At 46.5% G+C, this 17,870-nt stretch carries 19 protein-coding genes; 4 read left to right on the forward strand and 15 right to left on the reverse strand.

Annotated elements, in window-relative coordinates; all coding sequences use genetic code 11:
• Positions 1 to 197: 197 nt before the first annotated feature.
• The 6 genes from BLU98_RS03985 to BLU98_RS04010 form a co-directional block, all read right to left on the reverse strand.
• Entirely contained in the window at positions 198 to 1,787 is a 1,590-nt protein-coding gene (locus BLU98_RS03985) for a PepSY domain-containing protein (protein ID WP_092722243.1), read from the reverse strand.
• 111 nt (positions 1,788 to 1,898) lie between these two features.
• On the reverse strand, positions 1,899 to 4,013 hold the full coding sequence (locus BLU98_RS03990; protein WP_092722245.1) for a TonB-dependent receptor: 2,115 nt from the start codon (positions 4,011 to 4,013) through the stop codon (positions 1,899 to 1,901).
• 123 nt (positions 4,014 to 4,136) lie between these two features.
• Positions 4,137 to 4,508 (reverse strand): hypothetical protein, encoded by a 372-nt coding sequence (locus BLU98_RS03995; protein ID WP_092722247.1) that lies wholly within the window; start codon positions 4,506 to 4,508, stop codon positions 4,137 to 4,139.
• 214 nt (positions 4,509 to 4,722) lie between these two features.
• A complete protein-coding gene (locus BLU98_RS04000; RefSeq protein ID WP_026769199.1) occupies positions 4,723 to 5,073 on the reverse strand; it encodes a HesB/IscA family protein in 351 nt (116 codons plus the stop codon).
• A gap of 54 nt (positions 5,074 to 5,127) precedes the next feature.
• Positions 5,128 to 5,541, reverse strand: a complete 414-nt coding sequence (iscU, locus tag BLU98_RS04005; protein ID WP_092722249.1) for a Fe-S cluster assembly scaffold IscU — start codon at positions 5,539 to 5,541, stop codon at positions 5,128 to 5,130.
• 86 nt (positions 5,542 to 5,627) lie between these two features.
• Complete coding sequence (locus BLU98_RS04010) at positions 5,628 to 6,845, reverse strand: IscS subfamily cysteine desulfurase (RefSeq protein ID WP_092722251.1); 1,218 nt, start codon at positions 6,843 to 6,845, stop codon at positions 5,628 to 5,630.
• 101 nt (positions 6,846 to 6,946) lie between these two features.
• On the opposite strand from BLU98_RS04010, the gene mce reads away from it, so the two are divergent.
• Positions 6,947 to 7,351, forward strand: coding sequence for a methylmalonyl-CoA epimerase (gene mce, locus BLU98_RS04015; protein ID WP_092722253.1), 405 nt, complete (start codon positions 6,947 to 6,949; stop codon positions 7,349 to 7,351).
• 98 nt (positions 7,352 to 7,449) lie between these two features.
• Here the strand turns inward: mce and rnc are convergent, their stop codons facing one another.
• The 3 genes from rnc to BLU98_RS04030 all read right to left on the reverse strand — a co-directional run bounded on the left by rnc (position 7,450) and on the right by BLU98_RS04030 (position 9,748).
• On the reverse strand, positions 7,450 to 8,160 hold the full coding sequence (gene rnc / locus BLU98_RS04020) for a ribonuclease III (protein WP_257574690.1): 711 nt from the start codon (positions 8,158 to 8,160) through the stop codon (positions 7,450 to 7,452).
• 4 nt (positions 8,161 to 8,164) lie between these two features.
• Positions 8,165 to 9,418, reverse strand: coding sequence for a beta-ketoacyl-ACP synthase II (gene fabF / locus BLU98_RS04025; protein WP_092722255.1), 1,254 nt, complete (start codon positions 9,416 to 9,418; stop codon positions 8,165 to 8,167).
• A gap of 93 nt (positions 9,419 to 9,511) precedes the next feature.
• Entirely contained in the window at positions 9,512 to 9,748 is a 237-nt protein-coding gene (locus tag BLU98_RS04030; RefSeq protein WP_026751146.1) for an acyl carrier protein, read from the reverse strand.
• 164 nt (positions 9,749 to 9,912) lie between these two features.
• Between BLU98_RS04030 and BLU98_RS04035 the strand changes: the two genes are divergently transcribed.
• Complete coding sequence (locus tag BLU98_RS04035; protein WP_092722257.1) at positions 9,913 to 10,341, forward strand: GNAT family N-acetyltransferase; 429 nt, start codon at positions 9,913 to 9,915, stop codon at positions 10,339 to 10,341.
• Between the two features lie 5 nt (positions 10,342 to 10,346).
• Here the strand turns inward: BLU98_RS04035 and BLU98_RS04040 are convergent, their stop codons facing one another.
• From BLU98_RS04040 to BLU98_RS04060, 5 genes are all read right to left on the reverse strand, one after another.
• Positions 10,347 to 10,817, reverse strand: coding sequence for a YcxB family protein (locus BLU98_RS04040; protein WP_092722259.1), 471 nt, complete (start codon positions 10,815 to 10,817; stop codon positions 10,347 to 10,349).
• Positions 10,818 to 10,848: 31 nt separating this feature from the next.
• A complete protein-coding gene (locus BLU98_RS04045; protein WP_092722261.1) occupies positions 10,849 to 11,250 on the reverse strand; it encodes an aspartyl protease family protein in 402 nt (133 codons plus the stop codon).
• A gap of 86 nt (positions 11,251 to 11,336) precedes the next feature.
• A complete protein-coding gene (locus BLU98_RS04050; protein ID WP_092722263.1) occupies positions 11,337 to 12,386 on the reverse strand; it encodes a DUF6807 domain-containing protein in 1,050 nt (349 codons plus the stop codon).
• A gap of 21 nt (positions 12,387 to 12,407) precedes the next feature.
• On the reverse strand, positions 12,408 to 13,718 hold the full coding sequence (locus tag BLU98_RS04055; protein WP_092722265.1) for an MFS transporter: 1,311 nt from the start codon (positions 13,716 to 13,718) through the stop codon (positions 12,408 to 12,410).
• A 2-nt stretch (positions 13,719 to 13,720) separates the two neighbouring features.
• Entirely contained in the window at positions 13,721 to 14,383 is a 663-nt protein-coding gene (locus BLU98_RS04060; RefSeq protein WP_092722267.1) for a bifunctional 4-hydroxy-2-oxoglutarate aldolase/2-dehydro-3-deoxy-phosphogluconate aldolase, read from the reverse strand.
• A 201-nt stretch (positions 14,384 to 14,584) separates the two neighbouring features.
• Between BLU98_RS04060 and BLU98_RS04065 the strand changes: the two genes are divergently transcribed.
• Both BLU98_RS04065 and BLU98_RS04070 read left to right on the forward strand, forming a co-directional pair.
• A complete protein-coding gene (locus tag BLU98_RS04065; RefSeq protein ID WP_092722269.1) occupies positions 14,585 to 15,610 on the forward strand; it encodes a sugar kinase in 1,026 nt (341 codons plus the stop codon).
• A 24-nt stretch (positions 15,611 to 15,634) separates the two neighbouring features.
• Complete coding sequence (locus BLU98_RS04070; RefSeq protein WP_092722271.1) at positions 15,635 to 16,087, forward strand: NanQ anomerase/TabA/YiaL family protein; 453 nt, start codon at positions 15,635 to 15,637, stop codon at positions 16,085 to 16,087.
• Between the two features lie 115 nt (positions 16,088 to 16,202).
• Here the strand turns inward: BLU98_RS04070 and BLU98_RS04075 are convergent, their stop codons facing one another.
• On the reverse strand, positions 16,203 to 17,828 hold the full coding sequence (locus tag BLU98_RS04075) for an NADP-dependent glyceraldehyde-3-phosphate dehydrogenase (protein WP_092722273.1): 1,626 nt from the start codon (positions 17,826 to 17,828) through the stop codon (positions 16,203 to 16,205).
• Positions 17,829 to 17,870: the final 42 nt, after the last annotated feature.

Below are 17,870 nucleotides of genomic sequence, written 5' to 3' on the forward strand. Positions count from 1 at the left end.
TAATGAAATGGGGATTTGAGGATTTTAAAGTACAAAAAGCTATGCCTAAACCTGTTTATTAATTTTAGTGACTGTAATCCCCAAAAATGCCTTATTTCGGCGATTACAACCTCCAATTATGATAAAAAGGTTATTGGAACCGGTCATTAAAAGTTATTGTAAGACAAGAAAAAGAGACCCCCTGCTTTATCCATGTTTTATTTTGTTTTGCTATTTGTACGCTTTCTCCACCTGAAATACAATACCAGCCCCATTACCACCATCAGCACTTGCATCGCTGCCCAGAACATGGTACTCCTGTCTTTCCATTCTTTACCTACCCAGCCTAAGAATTCATGCTTGTGCAGGAACGCAAAACTATAGTCTTCTCTTAATTCATTGTCATTGATCCGTTTGGCCAGGCTGCAGGTAGACGTTTCAACAAAAAACCGCTCGTTGCTATTGGAGACATAACTTATTTTCCATACTGGCAATCTTTTATCTGCAAAATTATATTCACTGCCAAATTTGGTAATACCCTCAACTGAAACAATAGCATGATCGGGCCGTCCGCTGAAGCGGGCAGCTAAATACCTTGCATACAGTTCTTCTCCATTTGTCAGGATAGATTGATCCCTAGTAGAAATATATGTTACCGCAGGCATGGGCACGCCGGTTGCTTTCATCAGGTCTTTGGACTGCTGAATAACAGGTCGCATTTTGTGGTATTGAACCTGTGTACGCCAATATGTTTTTCCATCAATACTTGCCAGGCTCAGGTTAACAATGCTGTCTTTGACCAGTTGTTGCAGGGTTCCCAGGTTAAAATGAACCGAATCTGTCTTGTAAAAAATATTTGCACGGATATCGGCATGCCTGTTGTCATTCAACTTTGAAAAAGCATGGTACGCTCCGCTGAAACTGAACATCAGGGTAAACAGCGCGGCAACAATAGCAGTATAACGATGGTTCCGCCTTGCTTTAACCAAGCCATTACCCGATACTTTTTTAGACTTAGTAGTGAAGAAAATCCAAATGCCCATCAGTGTGGTAATAAAAGCTAGTCCCGCCAACAAAAATTCCACTACCAGTTTTCCTTTTCCTAAAAAATCAAGCCATGCCCAGGTATGCAGCATCGTAAAAATGCGATCCATTGCCTGGCGCTTGTTGTCCATGGCAAAAGCGAACCGGTCTGTTGTAGTTTCTACATATATGCGGATGCCATCGGGCCGGTTGAAAGAGATTTTATATACAGGCAATAGTCTGTTGATTTCCTTGTATTCATCGTCATAAGTTTTAACAAAAGCAGTGCCGCTGACTTTAGCGCCTTTGGGAGCATTGATCACACAATCGGTAGCAGCATCGCAGCAGTCGTGCATACTGCTTTCAGTCTCTCTATTCTTTTGCCGCGTATCCGCTTGCACACCCGTTGCTCCTTCCAGGAACTGCTTAGCCAGGTATTGGGCATAAAGCCAGTTACCGGCCGTGAGCATTTTTCCGTTGAGCGTGGCCAGGTACACCGGCTCGCTGTTCGGTTTTAACTGCACCTGGTAAAACCAGTTGTCTTCAATATGTACCAGGCGGAACATTGTGAAAGAGTCTATATGGTTCTGACGAAGCGCATGCTCCAGCGGCATCCTGACCTTGCTGCTATCCACGGCTACTGCTGACAGGAACTGTGTAGCCACCTTAGGGCGGATGTTGGTCATGAGCGGGTGCATAAACCCACTTAGAGCCCATAACAATACCGGTAGGGCAATGATTAATGAGAGTGTGCGATGTAAGTGGTATATATTTTTTCTGAGCATCAGGGAAATTTTATTTCTGATTGCTGATTTGATGATTGCTGATTTATTTGGATGATTTACTGATTTGTTCCCAGATCAGAAATGAACAAATCAGCAATCAGAAATCTCTTCTTATTTTCCAAAACGATATCCTATACCAATGGTGATCTCTCTCGGATCGCCCAGTTGGTAAGCATAAGAAGCATTGCCTTTCATGGTGGCATTTTTAGTAGCCAGTGTGGAATAATATGTATTGAAAGCATTGAGCAGATTCACCCACAGATCAATATGCTTTGAAGCATAGCCTGTGCGGAAATTGACTATGTCAAACCCGCCATAAGTAAAATTGTCCAGGTCATCCATATAATACCTGCCCTGATGCTGCCATTCAGCACTTACACGAAACCCTTTCATAAAAGCAGGCTTCCAGCTTACTTCTCCGTTGCTTATAAAATGCGGCGCGCTGCTCATCTCTTTGCCATTATAGTTCACACCCCGCACCACATTCTCCACGTAGGTATGCTTTGCATTGGTGGCGCTGAAACGTATCGTCCATTCAGCAGATGGCCTGTATTGAATGCCATACTCTATACCCAGGTGCCGGGTTTTCCCTGCGTTCTGGTTGAGATAAGTATTATCAGGCTGTCTTACAGAAATGATTTCATTGCTTCCTTGCATCAGGTACAGGCTCCAGTCGGCATACAGTTTATTCTGCAACACCGATAACCATCCGCCCACTTCATAATTGCCGAAGGTTTGCGGTAACAGATAAGGCGCCACTTTGGAGCCACTGGAATACAACTCCGTGAGCTGTGGCGGAACATAGCCCTGGCTGTAGTTGGCGTAAAAACCAATGCCGTGATAATTATAGGTAACCCCAATTTTAGGCGTTATACGCTGATAAGTATTCACACCCGATACGGCCACTGTTGTTTTGGAAGTATCCAGACGATTGCGGAAGTCATACCTGAATGCATCGTAGCGCAACGCCGCTACCAATTTGAAGTTCCGGAAGGGACTCAGCTCATAATCGAAATATGCAGCCAGGTTGGTAATATGTGTGCGATAGTTCTGCAATAAAGAATCGGTAGAAGGAAAATAATAGTTGGTATACTTACCCGAGGCGGCATCTTTATTGATCCAGATAAACCTGGCCACATAAGTCTGCGGACTGTTGTCGATACTGGCGCCTGCCACCAGTTTGCTGTTAAGCCAATTGAATCGCTGTACGTGCTGGGCAAACAAAGCATAAGTCTTGAAAGCATTCTCATTGATCTGTCCTCTGAACAATAAAGGATTGGAAGTATTACCTACTGCATAGGAGGGGTTCTGCCCTACCGAATTATCGCGGAACATCAGGCTAAGGTTGCTTTCGCTGTGGTTGTTCCACACCTGGCTGAGCATGGATTTCAATCGCAGGGCCTTCACTTTTCTATACGTGAAAGTGTACGGTGTGCTGTAATTCTTTTGAGCAAATTTGGTACTGTCCAAAGCGCCTGTCATATCGCTGTAGTAATCCACATAAGAAAAAGTATTACTCCAGGTAGTGCGGGTACTAGGTTTATAATCGGTACGAAGCGAAAAAGCCGATTTATGAAAATCGCTGTAATCGATCAAACCATTGGTCCGGTTGGCATAATACCCACTGGCGATAATACCCCATTTACCGATGGCGGTACCCAGTTGCGCATCCACTCTTTTATATCCGTTGTTGTTGATCTGCATACTGATCGCTCCTCCGGTAACAGCCGGTGGCGCTTGTGTGATGATGTTCACAACACCAGCAATTGCTTCTGCACCATACAATGCTGAAGAAGGCCCTTTGATCACTTCTATGCTCTTCGCCGCTGGCAGGTTCATCTCCAGCAATGCATTATGGTTATACACGCCGGTAGCACGGATGGGAATGCCATCTTCCATATACAGGAAAAGGCTCTTGGTGGTCATGGGCTGGCGAATGCTCATCTCGTGTTGCTCATTGCCCAGGCTCACCATAAAGACACCGCTCACTTTATTAAGTAACTGGTCAATGCGTTGTGCCTTCGTATCTTCCATTGTTTGCTTATTGATAACGGCAATAGCAATAGGCGCTTCACTTCTTTTCACTGCCGTGTGGCTGGCGCTGGTTACAATTACTTCTTGCAGCATTTTATCAGCAAGTAATGAAATTGTGTCGTGTTGCAGCGATTGCGCTGCTGTTAATACAGATAATACAATACAGCCAATGAATACAGATAATTGTTTCATGATAATTAGTTAAAGTCGGGCATACATCTGCGATTACCGCAAACGTATAAGGATGATGAGCCATGCATATGAAAGCTCAACATCAGGTACAATGTTGTATAAGTTGAAAATCTGGAAACCCGACTAAACTCCCGGGGGATGGAAGATATACTTTGGCTGGGGACCTGGAACATTGAAGCGATAACCTGATACGTGTTCCAGAGAAGGAATGCCGTATACTTCTATTGTAGTTGCAAAGAATGATTTGGAGGAGAGTACTTCATCATAGCTATTTCTGCGTTCCGGGTTTTGCTTGTCTTTGTTCTCTTCCTGCCGCAATTTTTTCATCAGCTGGCACCGGCCATTACAATGCATTTTGGGCCTGGCTTTGTTTTCACAATTCCTGGCATAGGCACTGGTGTTGGCATAATAGCTGGTTACAATCACCGAACGGTTCAGCGTCTGGCCTATTACAGCCAGTAGCAATACCGCTACAATGCATTGTTTCAACAGCATATTCTACCAAATTTGCCGCAAAGATAGGGTGCAGAACCATCAAATCGCAAGGCATCCATCACTCAGTAACATGATTCAGGTCATATTAAGTCTGACAGAGGCATCCCGTCTACTGGCAGGAGCCGCCGGACGTCAAACAGAAATGATCTGTAGACTGGACAAAAAAGCCGGAATGCGATGCATTCCGGCTTTACTAATTTCATAACCGATTCGACTATACAGCAAAGCTTTCGCCACAAGCGCAGCTTCTGCTGGCATTGGGATTGTTGAAGAAGAAGCCTTTCCCGTTCAGTCCGTCGGAAAAGTCCAGCTCTGTATTCACGAGGTATAAAAAGCTTTTGAGATCGGTAACGATCTTCACGCCATTGTCTTCAAAAACCTGGTCGCCGGGCTTGACCTCGTTGTCGAAATCCAGCTTGTAACTCAACCCGGAGCAACCACCTCCTACCACACCTACGCGCAGGAAATAATCGGCATTTCCTTCCACACCTGCTTCCTGCATCAGCTGCAGCACTTTCTGCTTCGCTTTCTCTGTTACGTATATGCCATTATCTGTAGCTACCATAAAATCAAAATTTAAAATCGAGCCATTGCGTATTGAGCAATTGCGCAATTATTATCAATGGATCTTTTCTTCAAACACCAGTTCTTCCAATCCATTTTTCTTGCGGTAATCGTTCACTGCCGCTTTGATGGCATCTTCTGCCAGTACAGAACAGTGGATTTTCACCGGCGGCAGGTTCAGTTCTTCTACGAGGTCCATGTTATCTATCTGCACAGCCTGGTCAACTGATTTGCCTTTCAGCCATTCGGTGGCCAGTGAAGAAGAAGCGATAGCAGAGCCACAACCAAATGTTTTGAATTTAGCGTCGGTGATCATACCGGCTTCATCTACTTCAATCTGTAAACGCATCACGTCTCCGCACTCGGGAGCGCCTACCAGTCCGGTTCCTACATTCTTTTTTCCTTTATCCAACGTACCCACATTTTTAGGGTTGTTGTAGTGATCGATCACTTTCTCTGAATATGCCATTTGTTATAATTTGAAAATTCGACAATTTGAAAATTTGACAATACACAATGGGATCACTTATTTTCATTGAGCCATTATGCAATGAATCAATGATGTGTCCATTCTATTTTATCTATATCCACTCCTTCTTTGAACATTTCCCAGAGCGGACTCATCTCGCGCAACTTCAACACTGTATCGCTCACTGCCTTGATGGTATAATCGATTTGTTCTTCCGTGGTGAAACGCCCCAATCCAAAACGAAGAGAACTGTGTGCGAGGTCATCGCCTAATCCCAGTGCTTTCAACACATAGCTGGGTTCCAGTGAAGCCGATGTACAGGCCGAACCGGATGAAAGCGCAATGCTTTTATTGAAGCCCATCATCAACCCTTCTCCTTCCACATATTTGAAAGAGATATTTGACACATGTGGTAAGCGGTGTTCGCGGCTTCCGTTCACATAAGCCTCTTCGAGTTCCATCAATGCTTTTTCCAATTTATCGCGAAGTGCTGCCAGGCGTACCGACTCTTCAGCCATTTCAAGGCGGGCCAGTTCGCAGGCTTTGCCAAAACCAACGATGCCAGGAACGTTGAGTGTACCACTGCGCATGCCACGCTCGTGTCCGCCGCCGTCCATCTGTGCAGTTACTTTCACACGCGGGTTTTTACGGCGTACATACAAAGCGCCTACACCTTTGGGACCATACATTTTATGTGCAGAGAAAGCCATGATGTCGATGCCGTCTTTATTCACATCCACCGGTATTTTTCCAACAGCTTGTGTTCCGTCGGTGAAAAACAACACCCCGTGCCTGCGGGCAATAGCGCTGATTTCTTTTACTGATTGTATCACACCAATCTCATTGTTGGCATACATGATCGCAATGAGGATGGTGGTAGGTTTGATGGCAGCTTCGAGTTCTTTCAGATCAATTAAACCTTCTGCATTCACATTCAGGTAAGTGACTTCGCCCCCTGAACGTTCAATATGTTTACAGGTATCCAGTACCGCTTTGTGTTCGGTAGTACAAGTGATCACATGGTTACCCTTGCTTGCATACATTTCAAACACCCCTTTAATGCCCAGGTTATCTCCTTCCGTAGCGCCTGATGTAAAAATGATTTCTTTGGGGTCGGCGCCGATCAGTTTGGCTACCTGTTCGCGGGCATAATCAACAGCCTCTTCCGCTTCCCATCCGAAAGGGTGGTTGCGGCTGGCGGCATTGCCGAAATGATCGGTAAAAAAAGGCATCATGGCTTCCAGCACGCGGGGGTCCATGGGAGTGGTGGCATTGTTATCCAGGTAAATCGGTAGCTTTAACATAGGGGCAAAAATAGTGCAATAGGTTTTATAAATTTGGCGGGGATCAGCGTGGCATACGGTTTTTCCCCATATCGTAAAGGTACTACATTTAAAGGAACCCTATGCTTAAAATAGAACATATTGGCCTGGCAGTGAAGCAGTTCGACACGGCAATCCCTCTTTTCGAGCAGCTGCTCAACACCCCTTGTTATAAGGTGGAAAATGTTGCATCTGAACAGGTGAACACCGCTTTTTTTCAAAAAGGTGAAACCAAGATCGAATTACTGGAAAGTACCAGTCCGGATGGCATCATTGCCCGTTTCATCGAAAAAAAAGGAGAAGGCATGCACCACATCGCTTTTGAAGTGGCTGATATTGAGACTGAAATGAAACGCTTGTCTGATGCAGGCTTTACACTGCTGAATCCCGTTCCAAAAAAAGGTGCAGACAATAAATTAGTTTGTTTTGTGCATCCAAAAGATACCAATGGGGTGTTGATAGAACTCTGCCAGGAAGCGTCATCCTGAGTACCACTTTGATCGTCATCCCGAGCGTAGCCGAGGGATCTCATGAAGTCTTCAGCAGGTCCCTCGACTCGCTTCGCTCGCTCGGGATGACGTGCGCATTAGGAAAGCCCCAACTTTTCCAATGCCACCTGCGCGGCGGCTTGACTTGCATCTTTTTTATTATATCCTTTCCCTTGCGCCAGTATTTCACCATCGAGCACTACGTTCATGGTGAACAGGCGCCGGTTGCCTTCCATTTTTTCATCGGCGAGATCGAAAGAAAGGGTTCGGCTGTTTTTGCTGGCCCAGCCGATGAGTTTGTTTTTGAGATTGATGTCTACCTGTTCCAGGTCATCTACAAACATGTGGGCGATGACAATGTGCTTGAGTACCCAGTGGTGGGTCCGGTCATACCCTTTGTCGAGGTAAACCGCTCCTACCAATGCTTCCAGCGTATTACCAAATATCTGGCTGCCTTTGAGCGAGCTGTCGAACTTATTGTAAAAAGTGAGTTTACGCAATCCCATTTTGAGGGCGATATCGTTCAACTGCTGGCGGTTCACCATTTTGCTGCGCATCTCGGTGAGAAAGCCTTCGCCTTTGTAGGGATAACGCTTGAAGAGGTAATCGGCCACTATTGCACTCAATATGGCATCACCGAGGTATTCAAGCCTTTCGTTGTTTTCATCGGGCGTTTCTTTTACCGAACGGTGGCTCAGTGCTGTTTTATACAGCAACACGTTGCCCGGCTTCATCCCCAAAACATTTCTCAGTTGTTTTTCAAAAGAAGCATCGCCCGACTTGCCAAATAATGCTTTGAAAAATTGCACAACTTTAAGCTACGAATTTTTTCACAATCACGCAGGCATTATGTCCGCCAAATCCGAAAGTATTGCTCAATGCCACATTCACCACACGCTTTTGGGCTTTGTTGAATGTAAAATTCAGTCTCGGATCCAGGTCCGGATCATCGGTAAAGTGGTTGATGGTAGGAGGTATCATATCGTGTACCACGCTTTGTATGCAGGCAATGGCTTCGATAACGCCCGCAGCGCCCAGGCAGTGCCCGGTCATGGATTTAGTAGAACTGATATTGAGTTCGTAAGCATGGTCTCCGAAAACTTCCCGGATGGCTTTCACTTCTGCGCCATCACCCAGTGGTGTAGAGGTCCCATGTGTATTGATGTAGTCGATCTCATGGGCTTGCATGCCTGCATCTTTCAAGGCAGCAATCATCACATTCCTTGCGCCCAATCCTTCCGGATGCGGGGCTGTGAGGTGGTAAGCATCGGCAGTAGCGCCGCCACCTGCTATTTCGCAATAGATATGCGCGCCGCGTTTTACTGCATGCTCATATTCTTCCAGTACCAGTACGCCGGCTGCTTCCCCCATTACAAAACCGTCACGGTCTTTGTCGTACGGACGGCTGGCTGTGGCCGGATCGTCGTTGCGTTCGCTCATGGCTTTCATGGCGTTGAAACCGCCTACACCGGCTTCGCTGATCACGGCTTCCGATCCACCGGCGAGCACGATATCGGCCTTGCCCAGGCGTATGTTATCCACCGCCGAAATAATGCCATTGGTGCTTGATGCACAGGCACTTACCACAGCGAAATTGGGACCGCGGAATCCATGGCGCATAGAAATCTGGCCTGCGGCAATATCCAATATCATTTTAGGAATGAAGAAAGGGTTGAAACGGGGTGTTCCATCGCCTTTGGCAAAGCCTATCACTTCCTCCTGGAAAGTAGTGAGTCCACCGATACCACTGGCGAAGATCACGCCTACCCTGTCGGGATTTACATTCTCTTTACTGATACCGGCATCTGCAACAGCCATATCACTGGCCACCAATGCCAATTGGGCAAAGCGGTCCAGCTTGCGCGCTTCTTTCCTGTCCATGAACTGGGTAGGATCAAAGCCCTTGATCTCACAGGCAAAACGGGTTTTGAACTTAGATGCATCAAACAAAGTAATGTTAGCTGCGCCGGATACACCATTGATGAGTCCGTTCCAATAATCGTTGAGATTATTGCCTACCGGCGTTAATGTACCGATTCCCGTAACAACTACTCGTTTTAATTGCATGAACAAACCTATTTATTAAGTGAGAATCCGCCTTTCCTGGCCTTAGAGCGCCGCAGAAAGGCGGATTTTAATTATTCCAAAATAGTGTAGATCTTACTTAGCGTGTTCTTCGAGGTAAGCAACAGCCTGACCAACAGTGGTAATGGTTTCAGCCTGCTCATCGGGGATGGAGATGTTAAATTCCTTCTCGAATTCCATAATCAACTCAACGGTATCCAAAGAATCTGCACCGAGGTCGTTAGTGAAAGACGCCTCATTGGTAACCTCTGCCTCGTCTACTCCTAATTTATCAACGATGATTTTCTTAACTCTTGTTGCGATGTCTGACATTGTAAAAAGTTTTTGTTACAGCCGCAAAAATATACTTTTTGTCAAATAAGCAATGTTTTAACGCATTTTTGTTTTCACAGACCGGAAAACCGGCCTTCCCCTAAATCGGTTGGGGGGTGTGTTTTTCGCAAAATGATCAGTATCTTGTAAAGCTAACTATTGCTATGCCGTTAAAACTCATAGACCATAACAGCACGGAATACCACCAGATGGTCGACCTGCGCTACCACTTGTTGCGCAAGCCGTTGGGACTGGATTTTACCAAAGAAGAGCTGGAAAGGGAGAAAAACGACATCCTCATCGGCTGTTTCGAGGAAGATAAGCTGGAAGCCTGCTGTATTTTAACGCAAACGGCCCCCAAAACTGTCCGTTTACGCCAAATGGCCGTTAGCCCCGTTCTGCAAGGCAAGGGTATTGGCCGGGTTTTGATGAGTTTCGCCGAAAACATCGCCCGCGACAGGGGGTACCACCGCCTCACCATGCACGCCCGTAAAACAGCCGTTGGCTTCTACGAAAAACTGGGCTATAAGATCCATGGGGAAGAATTCCAGGAAGTTACCATTCCGCATTTTGAGATGCACAAAGCGCTATAGAATTTCTACCCCAACTTACTCTTCAATAACCCCCTCAACTCATGCCTCATCTCATCTCCCATATTGTCTTTGGGAATCAGGAAAAAAGAGCGGGCATCGAAATAAAGGTGAAAGAAATGGGGACTTTCGAAAAATTTGCTGAATTGGGTCCACTTCCAGAGCACATAGCCGTGCTCGCTTTCCAGCTTGATATCTGTGTCCCGGAAATCGATGATGAACGATTCTTTGAAAGTGGCAGACCGCTTATAAATGGTATTGGGTAAAAAATACCAGAATGAAGCCATCAGCACCAGCCAGATCAACGAGCCCAGTAAAAAAGGCTCGGGCCTGATCTTTTTAGTATAGAAAAGAATGCCGGATACAATCGCAAATACATTGACCAGTACAATCAATATCCTCAAATCCTGTTTCTGAACAAAATGGTAGCGTAAAGCCTGTATGACCTTTCTTTTATCGTAAGAGAAACTGTACTGCATAATGGTGGCAAATGTAGAAAAATAAAAAAGCCTAAATACGAGCGAGTTTAGGATTATCTATCAACTCCTGCCTTTGCGGGTGTACCAACAGGTTCATGTCTTCCATTGGAATGGCACCGAATAAAGGCTCTGCACTTCCGGGCAGTACCATCGCCCTGCAGGTAGTTTTATGTCCCTTGAAATGAACCTCCACACCCTGTACCATATCGAATTCTTCAATCCTGCCGTCTGCAGTTTCGCTTCTTAGCCTTTCCATCACCGGCAACTGCAATATCTCTTGTATCGATTCATTGATACATAAGTACACTGACCCGGTATCCACCAAAGCATTCACCTGGATACGTTTTACTTCTTCTTCACCAATTACATGCCTTCTCGCCATCTCAAGATCATAACCATTGATCAACTCAATATCTGCATATACCAGGCCCATAGCTTTTGATTTGAGGCAATTTGCATCAAAAAAACGAGATTATATTACGACATTACAAAATCAGGTATTTGCCGCAATTTTTTTGCTTATTTGATAAAAGAGCGGCGTAACTGCTCAATGGCTGGTTGCGCAAGCCTTGTTTTTTCAGCAGCAATCACTATGCGATAACGGAAAGTGGTGGTCTGCCCCTTTCTTAAACGGAAGTTGAGGTTTTCTTTCCCTTCTGAAAATACTTTTTGTCCCAACGGATTAGCAGCAAACAACCCGTAATTGCGCGCATGCCAGTAGGTAGGATAGCCGGGGTTTCCCGGATGATCCATGATCACAATACTGATGGTATCATTTCCTTTCTTGCCGTACAACATACACCACTCGCCCCTTGTAGCCCAGGCGGCATCGCCTTCTTTTCCGGCCGATGTGAGATAGTTACCTGTTACTGTTGCATCTTTTGTAGCAGACACTTTGGTAACATTCCCCTGAGCATCTTTGTATTCTTTGGTTTGTGTGATGGGCAGTTCCAGTTCATGCGCCACCCGCAAACCCAGCAACCCGTCCTTGCTGTCGGGGAAAGCCACGTCCTGCACGGCTGTCAGCTCCGTGATGCGGTCAATGATGCGCTCATTATTCTCCTGGCTGAACAGATACGTGGTTTTCTCATTCAGCAATACATCCTGTTGCTGGTTTACCCACCGGGCTGTATATACCAGCTTTCCTTGCTTACCACTTTCTGTGCTCACCACTTCATTCGTTTTGATCCATCCATAATGCACTTTCTTTTCGGCTGCAATAGCGAATGAATTATTCCAGAAGTCAAGTCCGTTCACCCGCTCATAGTTGAACCACAACCCCAGGTGATGCGGGTGATCGGTGGGATCATTCGGTTCCGGCTTCCAGGGAAATCCACGCGTGATCGTTTGTCCGTTCCCCGCATAAATAGGATACAATACCGGTTTCTCAATGGTATCTGTATACACGAAGCTGGTAAAAGGTTTTCCATCGGCCGTGATCACCACTTTGCGTTGCGCTGCATCGGGTTGTACTGTTATCACGGCCTGGCGGGACTGTGCAGTGGATTGCAGCAGGCTCCATGAAAGAACACCTGCCAGCAAACATTTGTATGAAATGGTCTTGAACATATCGTAGTATTGAATACCAGGTTAGGCCTGGATGGGTTTGTTTTGTTTACCAATCAGAAAATGCATCACCACCCATGCCAGCACATAAGCCGATCCGCACACAGCGAACATGATATAGTAGGCCACTTCAATTTTGCCAATGGCGCGGTAATGCACGAACATATTTTTTTGTACCAGCCACGATAAGGCAATGCCTCCCAATGCGCCGAACATGCCGCCGATACCGGTAACGGAACCCGTTGTCTTTTTAGGGAACATATCGCTTACCATTGTGAAGATATTGGCGCTCCATGCCTGGTGTGCAGCAGCCGCCAAACCGATCACCAGTACGGCATACCACATGTTGATGCCCCCCAGCAACTGGGCCGATATGATGGGAATCACACACAAAGCAAAAAAGAACATGGATGTTTTGCGGGCGCGGTACACCGGCCAGTTTTTCCTGATGAGCCAGAGAGGTATCCAGCCGCCACCTACACTGCCGATGGTGGATATGGTATATACGACGGCTACCGGCAATGCGATGGCCGTGTTGCTCAAATGATACTGGCTTTGCAGGAAATCGGGCAGCCAGAATAAATAGAACCACCAGATGGGATCGGTGAGCAGTTTACCCAAAGCGAATGCCCAGGTTTGCCGGTAACCCAGCAGCTTTCCCCAGGAAAGCTTGGGGCTTGTTTCTTCTTCTGTTACAGGTTGTTCATCTGCGTCGCTGTGGATATAGTCGTACTCTGCCTGTAATAATTTTTTATGTTTCTTAGGCACTTCATATAAAATGAACCAGAAGATCAGCCATATAAATCCGAGTACGCCTGTAAGAATGAAGGCCCATTTCCAACCCCATTGCGCGGCAATAAAAGGCACGGTCAACGGCGCCACAATGGCTCCGAAATTGGTGCCCGAATTAAAGATGCCGGTGGCCAATGCCCTTTCTTTTTTGGGGAACCATTCCGCTACGCCCTTGATAGCAGCCGGGAAATTACCCGCTTCCGTAAGGCCCAGGGCCGAACGAACCACTGCAAAGCTGAACACGTTGCTGGCAAAAGCATGGCATACGGCAGCAACACTCCATAAGCCGGTAGCCAGCGCATAACCGATCTTGGTACCCAGTTTGTCTACCAGCCGGCCCGCTCCCAGCAAGCCAAATGCATAAAACAGTTTGAAAGCTATTTCAATGTTGGCATAGTCTGCATCGTCCCAATGCAGTTCGGTAGAGAGCGTCGACTTCAACAAACTGATCACCTGCCTGTCGAGGTAGTTGATGGTGGTTGCAGCGAAGATGAGTGTACAGATCGTCCATCTGTATTTTCCTATGGCGTTGGTTGATGACATGATCAGGCTTTGATGGATTGAATAGTGTGTAATACCTGTTTGGTAGCTGCAACGATCTGTGCATAATCTTTCGTTTCCAGCAATGCTTTGGTAATGAGTTTGCTGCCCATGCCCACTGCGCATACGCCTGCTTTGAACCATCCGGCAATATTTTCTTTGTCGAGCTCCACGCCTCCTGTTGGCATGAATAAAAGATCGGGAAATAATTCTTTGATAGCAGATAAGAACCCGGGGCCTAAAATATTCCCGGGGAATAATTTGATCATACGCGCACCCAGTGTTTCCGCGCTGATGATCTCGGAAGGTGTCATACAACCGGGCACCCAAAGCATTTCATGCTGATTGGCTACTTCGGCTACTGAAGGAACAAGGCCCGGACAAATCAGGTAGTCGGCACCCGCATCAATGAATTTGCGTGCCATCTCTCCGTTCTTAATAGTGCCTATGCCTAAATACATGTCTGGTAATTCCGCATCACAGAGCTGGCGCATAGCGATGAAATTTTTCAGCGCTGCTTCACCGCGATTGGTATATTCTACTGTCCGGATACCGGCTTCGTATAAAGCTTTTAAAACCTGGAGACTGACTTCAACATCTTTGTTGAAAAACAATGGTAACACACCCTGTTCAGGTATCAATTGCAAAAGGCGATCCTTTTTCTTCATATGGCTTTTATTGGGACGACAAGTTTATTGGAAATACAGGGATTTGCAGCCATTTTTCTCCGCAAACGTTTGCGAAATTTTTGCCTCAAAACCCCTTCCCTTTCTTTCTCCTTCCCAAAATAAATAAAGAAATTTGAACACTGTTTCGTAAACTCACAACAGATTGCTAAACCTTTCTTCAATTATTATCAATTTACCAACATGCCGAAAAAAGTTGTTACCCTCGGAGAAATCATGCTCCGCTTGTCCACCCCTGGCTTTGAGCGTTTTGTACAGGCCGATAGTTTGGATGTAACTTATGGAGGTGGTGAAGCCAATGTGGCTGTTGCCATCTGTAATTATGGTCTCAATGGCACATTTGTAACCAAAGTACCTGATAACCCATTGGGACAGGCTGCCATCAATCATATCCGTCGTTATGGTGTAGATACACAATTCATTGCCCGCGGCGGTAAGCGCCTGGGTATTTACTTCCTTGAAACCGGCGCTTCCATGCGTGCTTCTCAGGTAGTATACGATCGCGCCGGCGCTTCTATTTCAGATGTGGAGATCAGCGAATTTGATTTTGATAAGATCTTCGAAGGGGCCGACTGGTTCCATACCACCGGTATTACACCAGCGTTGAGCGATAAAGCCGCTGCCCTGACCGAAGCGGCTTTGAAAGCAGCCAAAGCCAAAGGCATTACCACCAGTATTGATCTCAACTATCGCAAGAAACTGTGGAGTAAAGAAAAAGCCCGTGAAGTGATGACCAGGCTTTGCCAGTATGTAGATGTATGTATCGGTAATGAAGAAGATGCCGAAACTACGCTGGGCTTTGTAAGCAAAGGCACCGATGTTACCAAGGGAGAATTGAACCTCGATGGTTACAAAGATGTGTTCCAGCAGATGAAAGCAAAATTCGGTTTCAAATACATCGCTTCTACCCTGCGGGAAAGCTACAGCGCTTCCGATAACGGATGGAGCGCGCTCGTTTACGATGGATCAAACTTCTATCATACCAAGCAATACGAAGTACGCATCGTTGACCGCGTAGGCAGCGGCGATTCTTTTGCGAGCGGGTTCATCTACGGACTGGTCAGCGGTATGCCCATGAATGAAGCGGCCGAATTCGGTGTTGCGGCATCTGCGCTGAAGCACACCATCCCGGGCGATCTCAACCATGCCACTCTGAACGAAGTGAAAGACCTTATGAAGGGTGATGGCTCCGGAAGGGTTCAACGATAATCTCTCCCTGCAAAACGAAGTGATATGATCATAGACAGTTTAACCAGTGCAGGAAAGTACGCATCCCTGCACCCGCTTTTTGCCAAGGCTTTTGAGTACATTTCAAAACAAAACCTCACGTCGCTTGAAACCGGCAAATTCGAAATTGATGGCCAACACCTGAAAGCCATCGTTTCCGATAAACCAGGTGTAACAGCAGCAGAGTCTATTGCTAAATTCGAGTGTCACAATAAACACATTGACATACAAGTATGCATCAGCGGCCGTGAAACGATCGGCTGGAAACCCAGGGCTTCCTGTGTGGACCAGCGCGGTGAGTACAACGAAGAAAAAGACGTTGTATTCTATAATGATGCGCCGGATACTTATTTCGAGTTAACGAGCGGCCAGTTCGCCATCTTTTATCCGGAAGACGTACATGCACCCATGATCGGGGAAAGCATGATCAAGAAGCTGGTGATTAAAGTGAAGATTTAATTTGTTAGTTACGTCATCCTGAGCGAGGTCGTCATCCTGAGCGAGCGAAGCGAGTCGAAGGACCTGCTGAACATTCGGGCAGATCCCTCGGCTTCGCTCGGGATGACGTGTTGTTTTAGAAAATATATTTCGTACTGAGGAAGTTCGATTCGTGTGTTTCTACAATCTCATTCACCAGGTGTTTGTTGCTTTCTGTCAGCTTCGCAGCTACCAATGAACGGATGGAGAATGCTCGCAGCGCATCAAATACAGACAAAGTTCCTTCGGCGCTGTCTTTTCTTCCGGTAAAGGGGAAGCTATCCGGACCGCGCTGGCACTGGCAGTTGATGTTCACACGGCTTACCTGGTTCACCAGGGGATCAATCAGGGAAGCGAGTTCTTTGCTGTCGTTACTGAAAAGACTTACCTGCTGACCATGCGTAGACTCGATCAGGTATTCGATGGGTTCTTCCAGGCTGTCGAAAGGCACCACAGGAATAAGCGGACCAAACTGCTCTTCGCGATACAGTTTCATCTCTTTGTTCACCGGGTATAATACTGCCGGGTATACAAAAGATTCGATCGTTGCACCTCCGTTTTCATTCATTACTTTGGCACCGTGTTGCTCGGCATCGCGTATACATTCTTGCAGGTAAGCAGGCTTCTGCGGTTCAGGCAGGGGCGTCAGCGCTACGCCCGCTTCCCAGGGCATACCGAATTTCAATTTGCTCACTGCGGCAGACAATTCTTTTACAAAAGCATCGGCAATACGCTTATGTACGAATACAATTTTCAACGCAGTACAACGCTGTCCGTTGAAAGATAAGCTACCCAATACCGTTTCCTGTACTGCCAGTTTCAGGTCTGCATCTTTGGTGATGATAGCAGCGTTCTTGGCATCGAGCCCCAGTATGGCGCGCAGACGGTTTACTTTGGGGTGCAGTTTCTTCAACTCGTTTGCTACCCTGCTGGAACCGATCAGGGTCAGTACATTGATCTTGCCCGATTTCATCAATCCCGGCACAATCGTATTGCCCCTGCCGTAAATGGTGTTCACCACACCTTTAGGGAAACATTCTTTGAAAGCATTCAATAAAGGGTAGTGCAATAAAGTACCATGCTTCGGAGGTTTGAACAAAAGGGTATTACCCATGATGATGGCCGGGATGAGGGTGGTAAAGGTTTCGTTCAACGGATAGTTGAACGGCCCCATACAAAGCACCACACCCAGCGGTGAACGGCGTATCTGCGCCACAATACCCTGCTCAATGGTAAAGCGCGATGAATCGCGGTCTACATCTTTCAATGCATCAATGGTGGCATAAATGTATTCAACCGTACGGTCGAACTCTTTTACCGAATCGGCATAAGACTTACCGATCTCCCACATGATCAGTTTCACTACAATGGATTTCTGTTCCATCATTTTACTGATGAACTTCTCCACACACTGTATGCGGTCGGCCACGCTCATGGTAGGCCATTGTCCGCGGCCGTTGTCATAAGCAGCTACTGCTGCATCCAGCGCTTCATATGCTTCCTTCTCTGTACAAACCGGATAAGTGCCGATCAGTTTTCTTTGCAGTCCATTGGGGGTTTTCACGCAAACAGGAGAATATACTTCGTGCACGTCTCCGTTCCATTGCTTCATCTCACCATTACTCAGGTAGAGTCGTTGGTTAATTTCTTCCGCCAGCCTGTATTCGGCAGGGATTTCTTCTTCGGTTACAAAAATGTTTTTCAGTTGCTCTTTAAATTCCATTCGTTTTAGGTTTTAGTGAATCGTCATCCCGAGCGTTCTTTG

It is taken from the genome of Hydrobacter penzbergensis (assembly GCF_900106985.1).
Lineage (GTDB): Bacteria > Bacteroidota > Bacteroidia > Chitinophagales > Chitinophagaceae > Sediminibacterium > Sediminibacterium magnilacihabitans.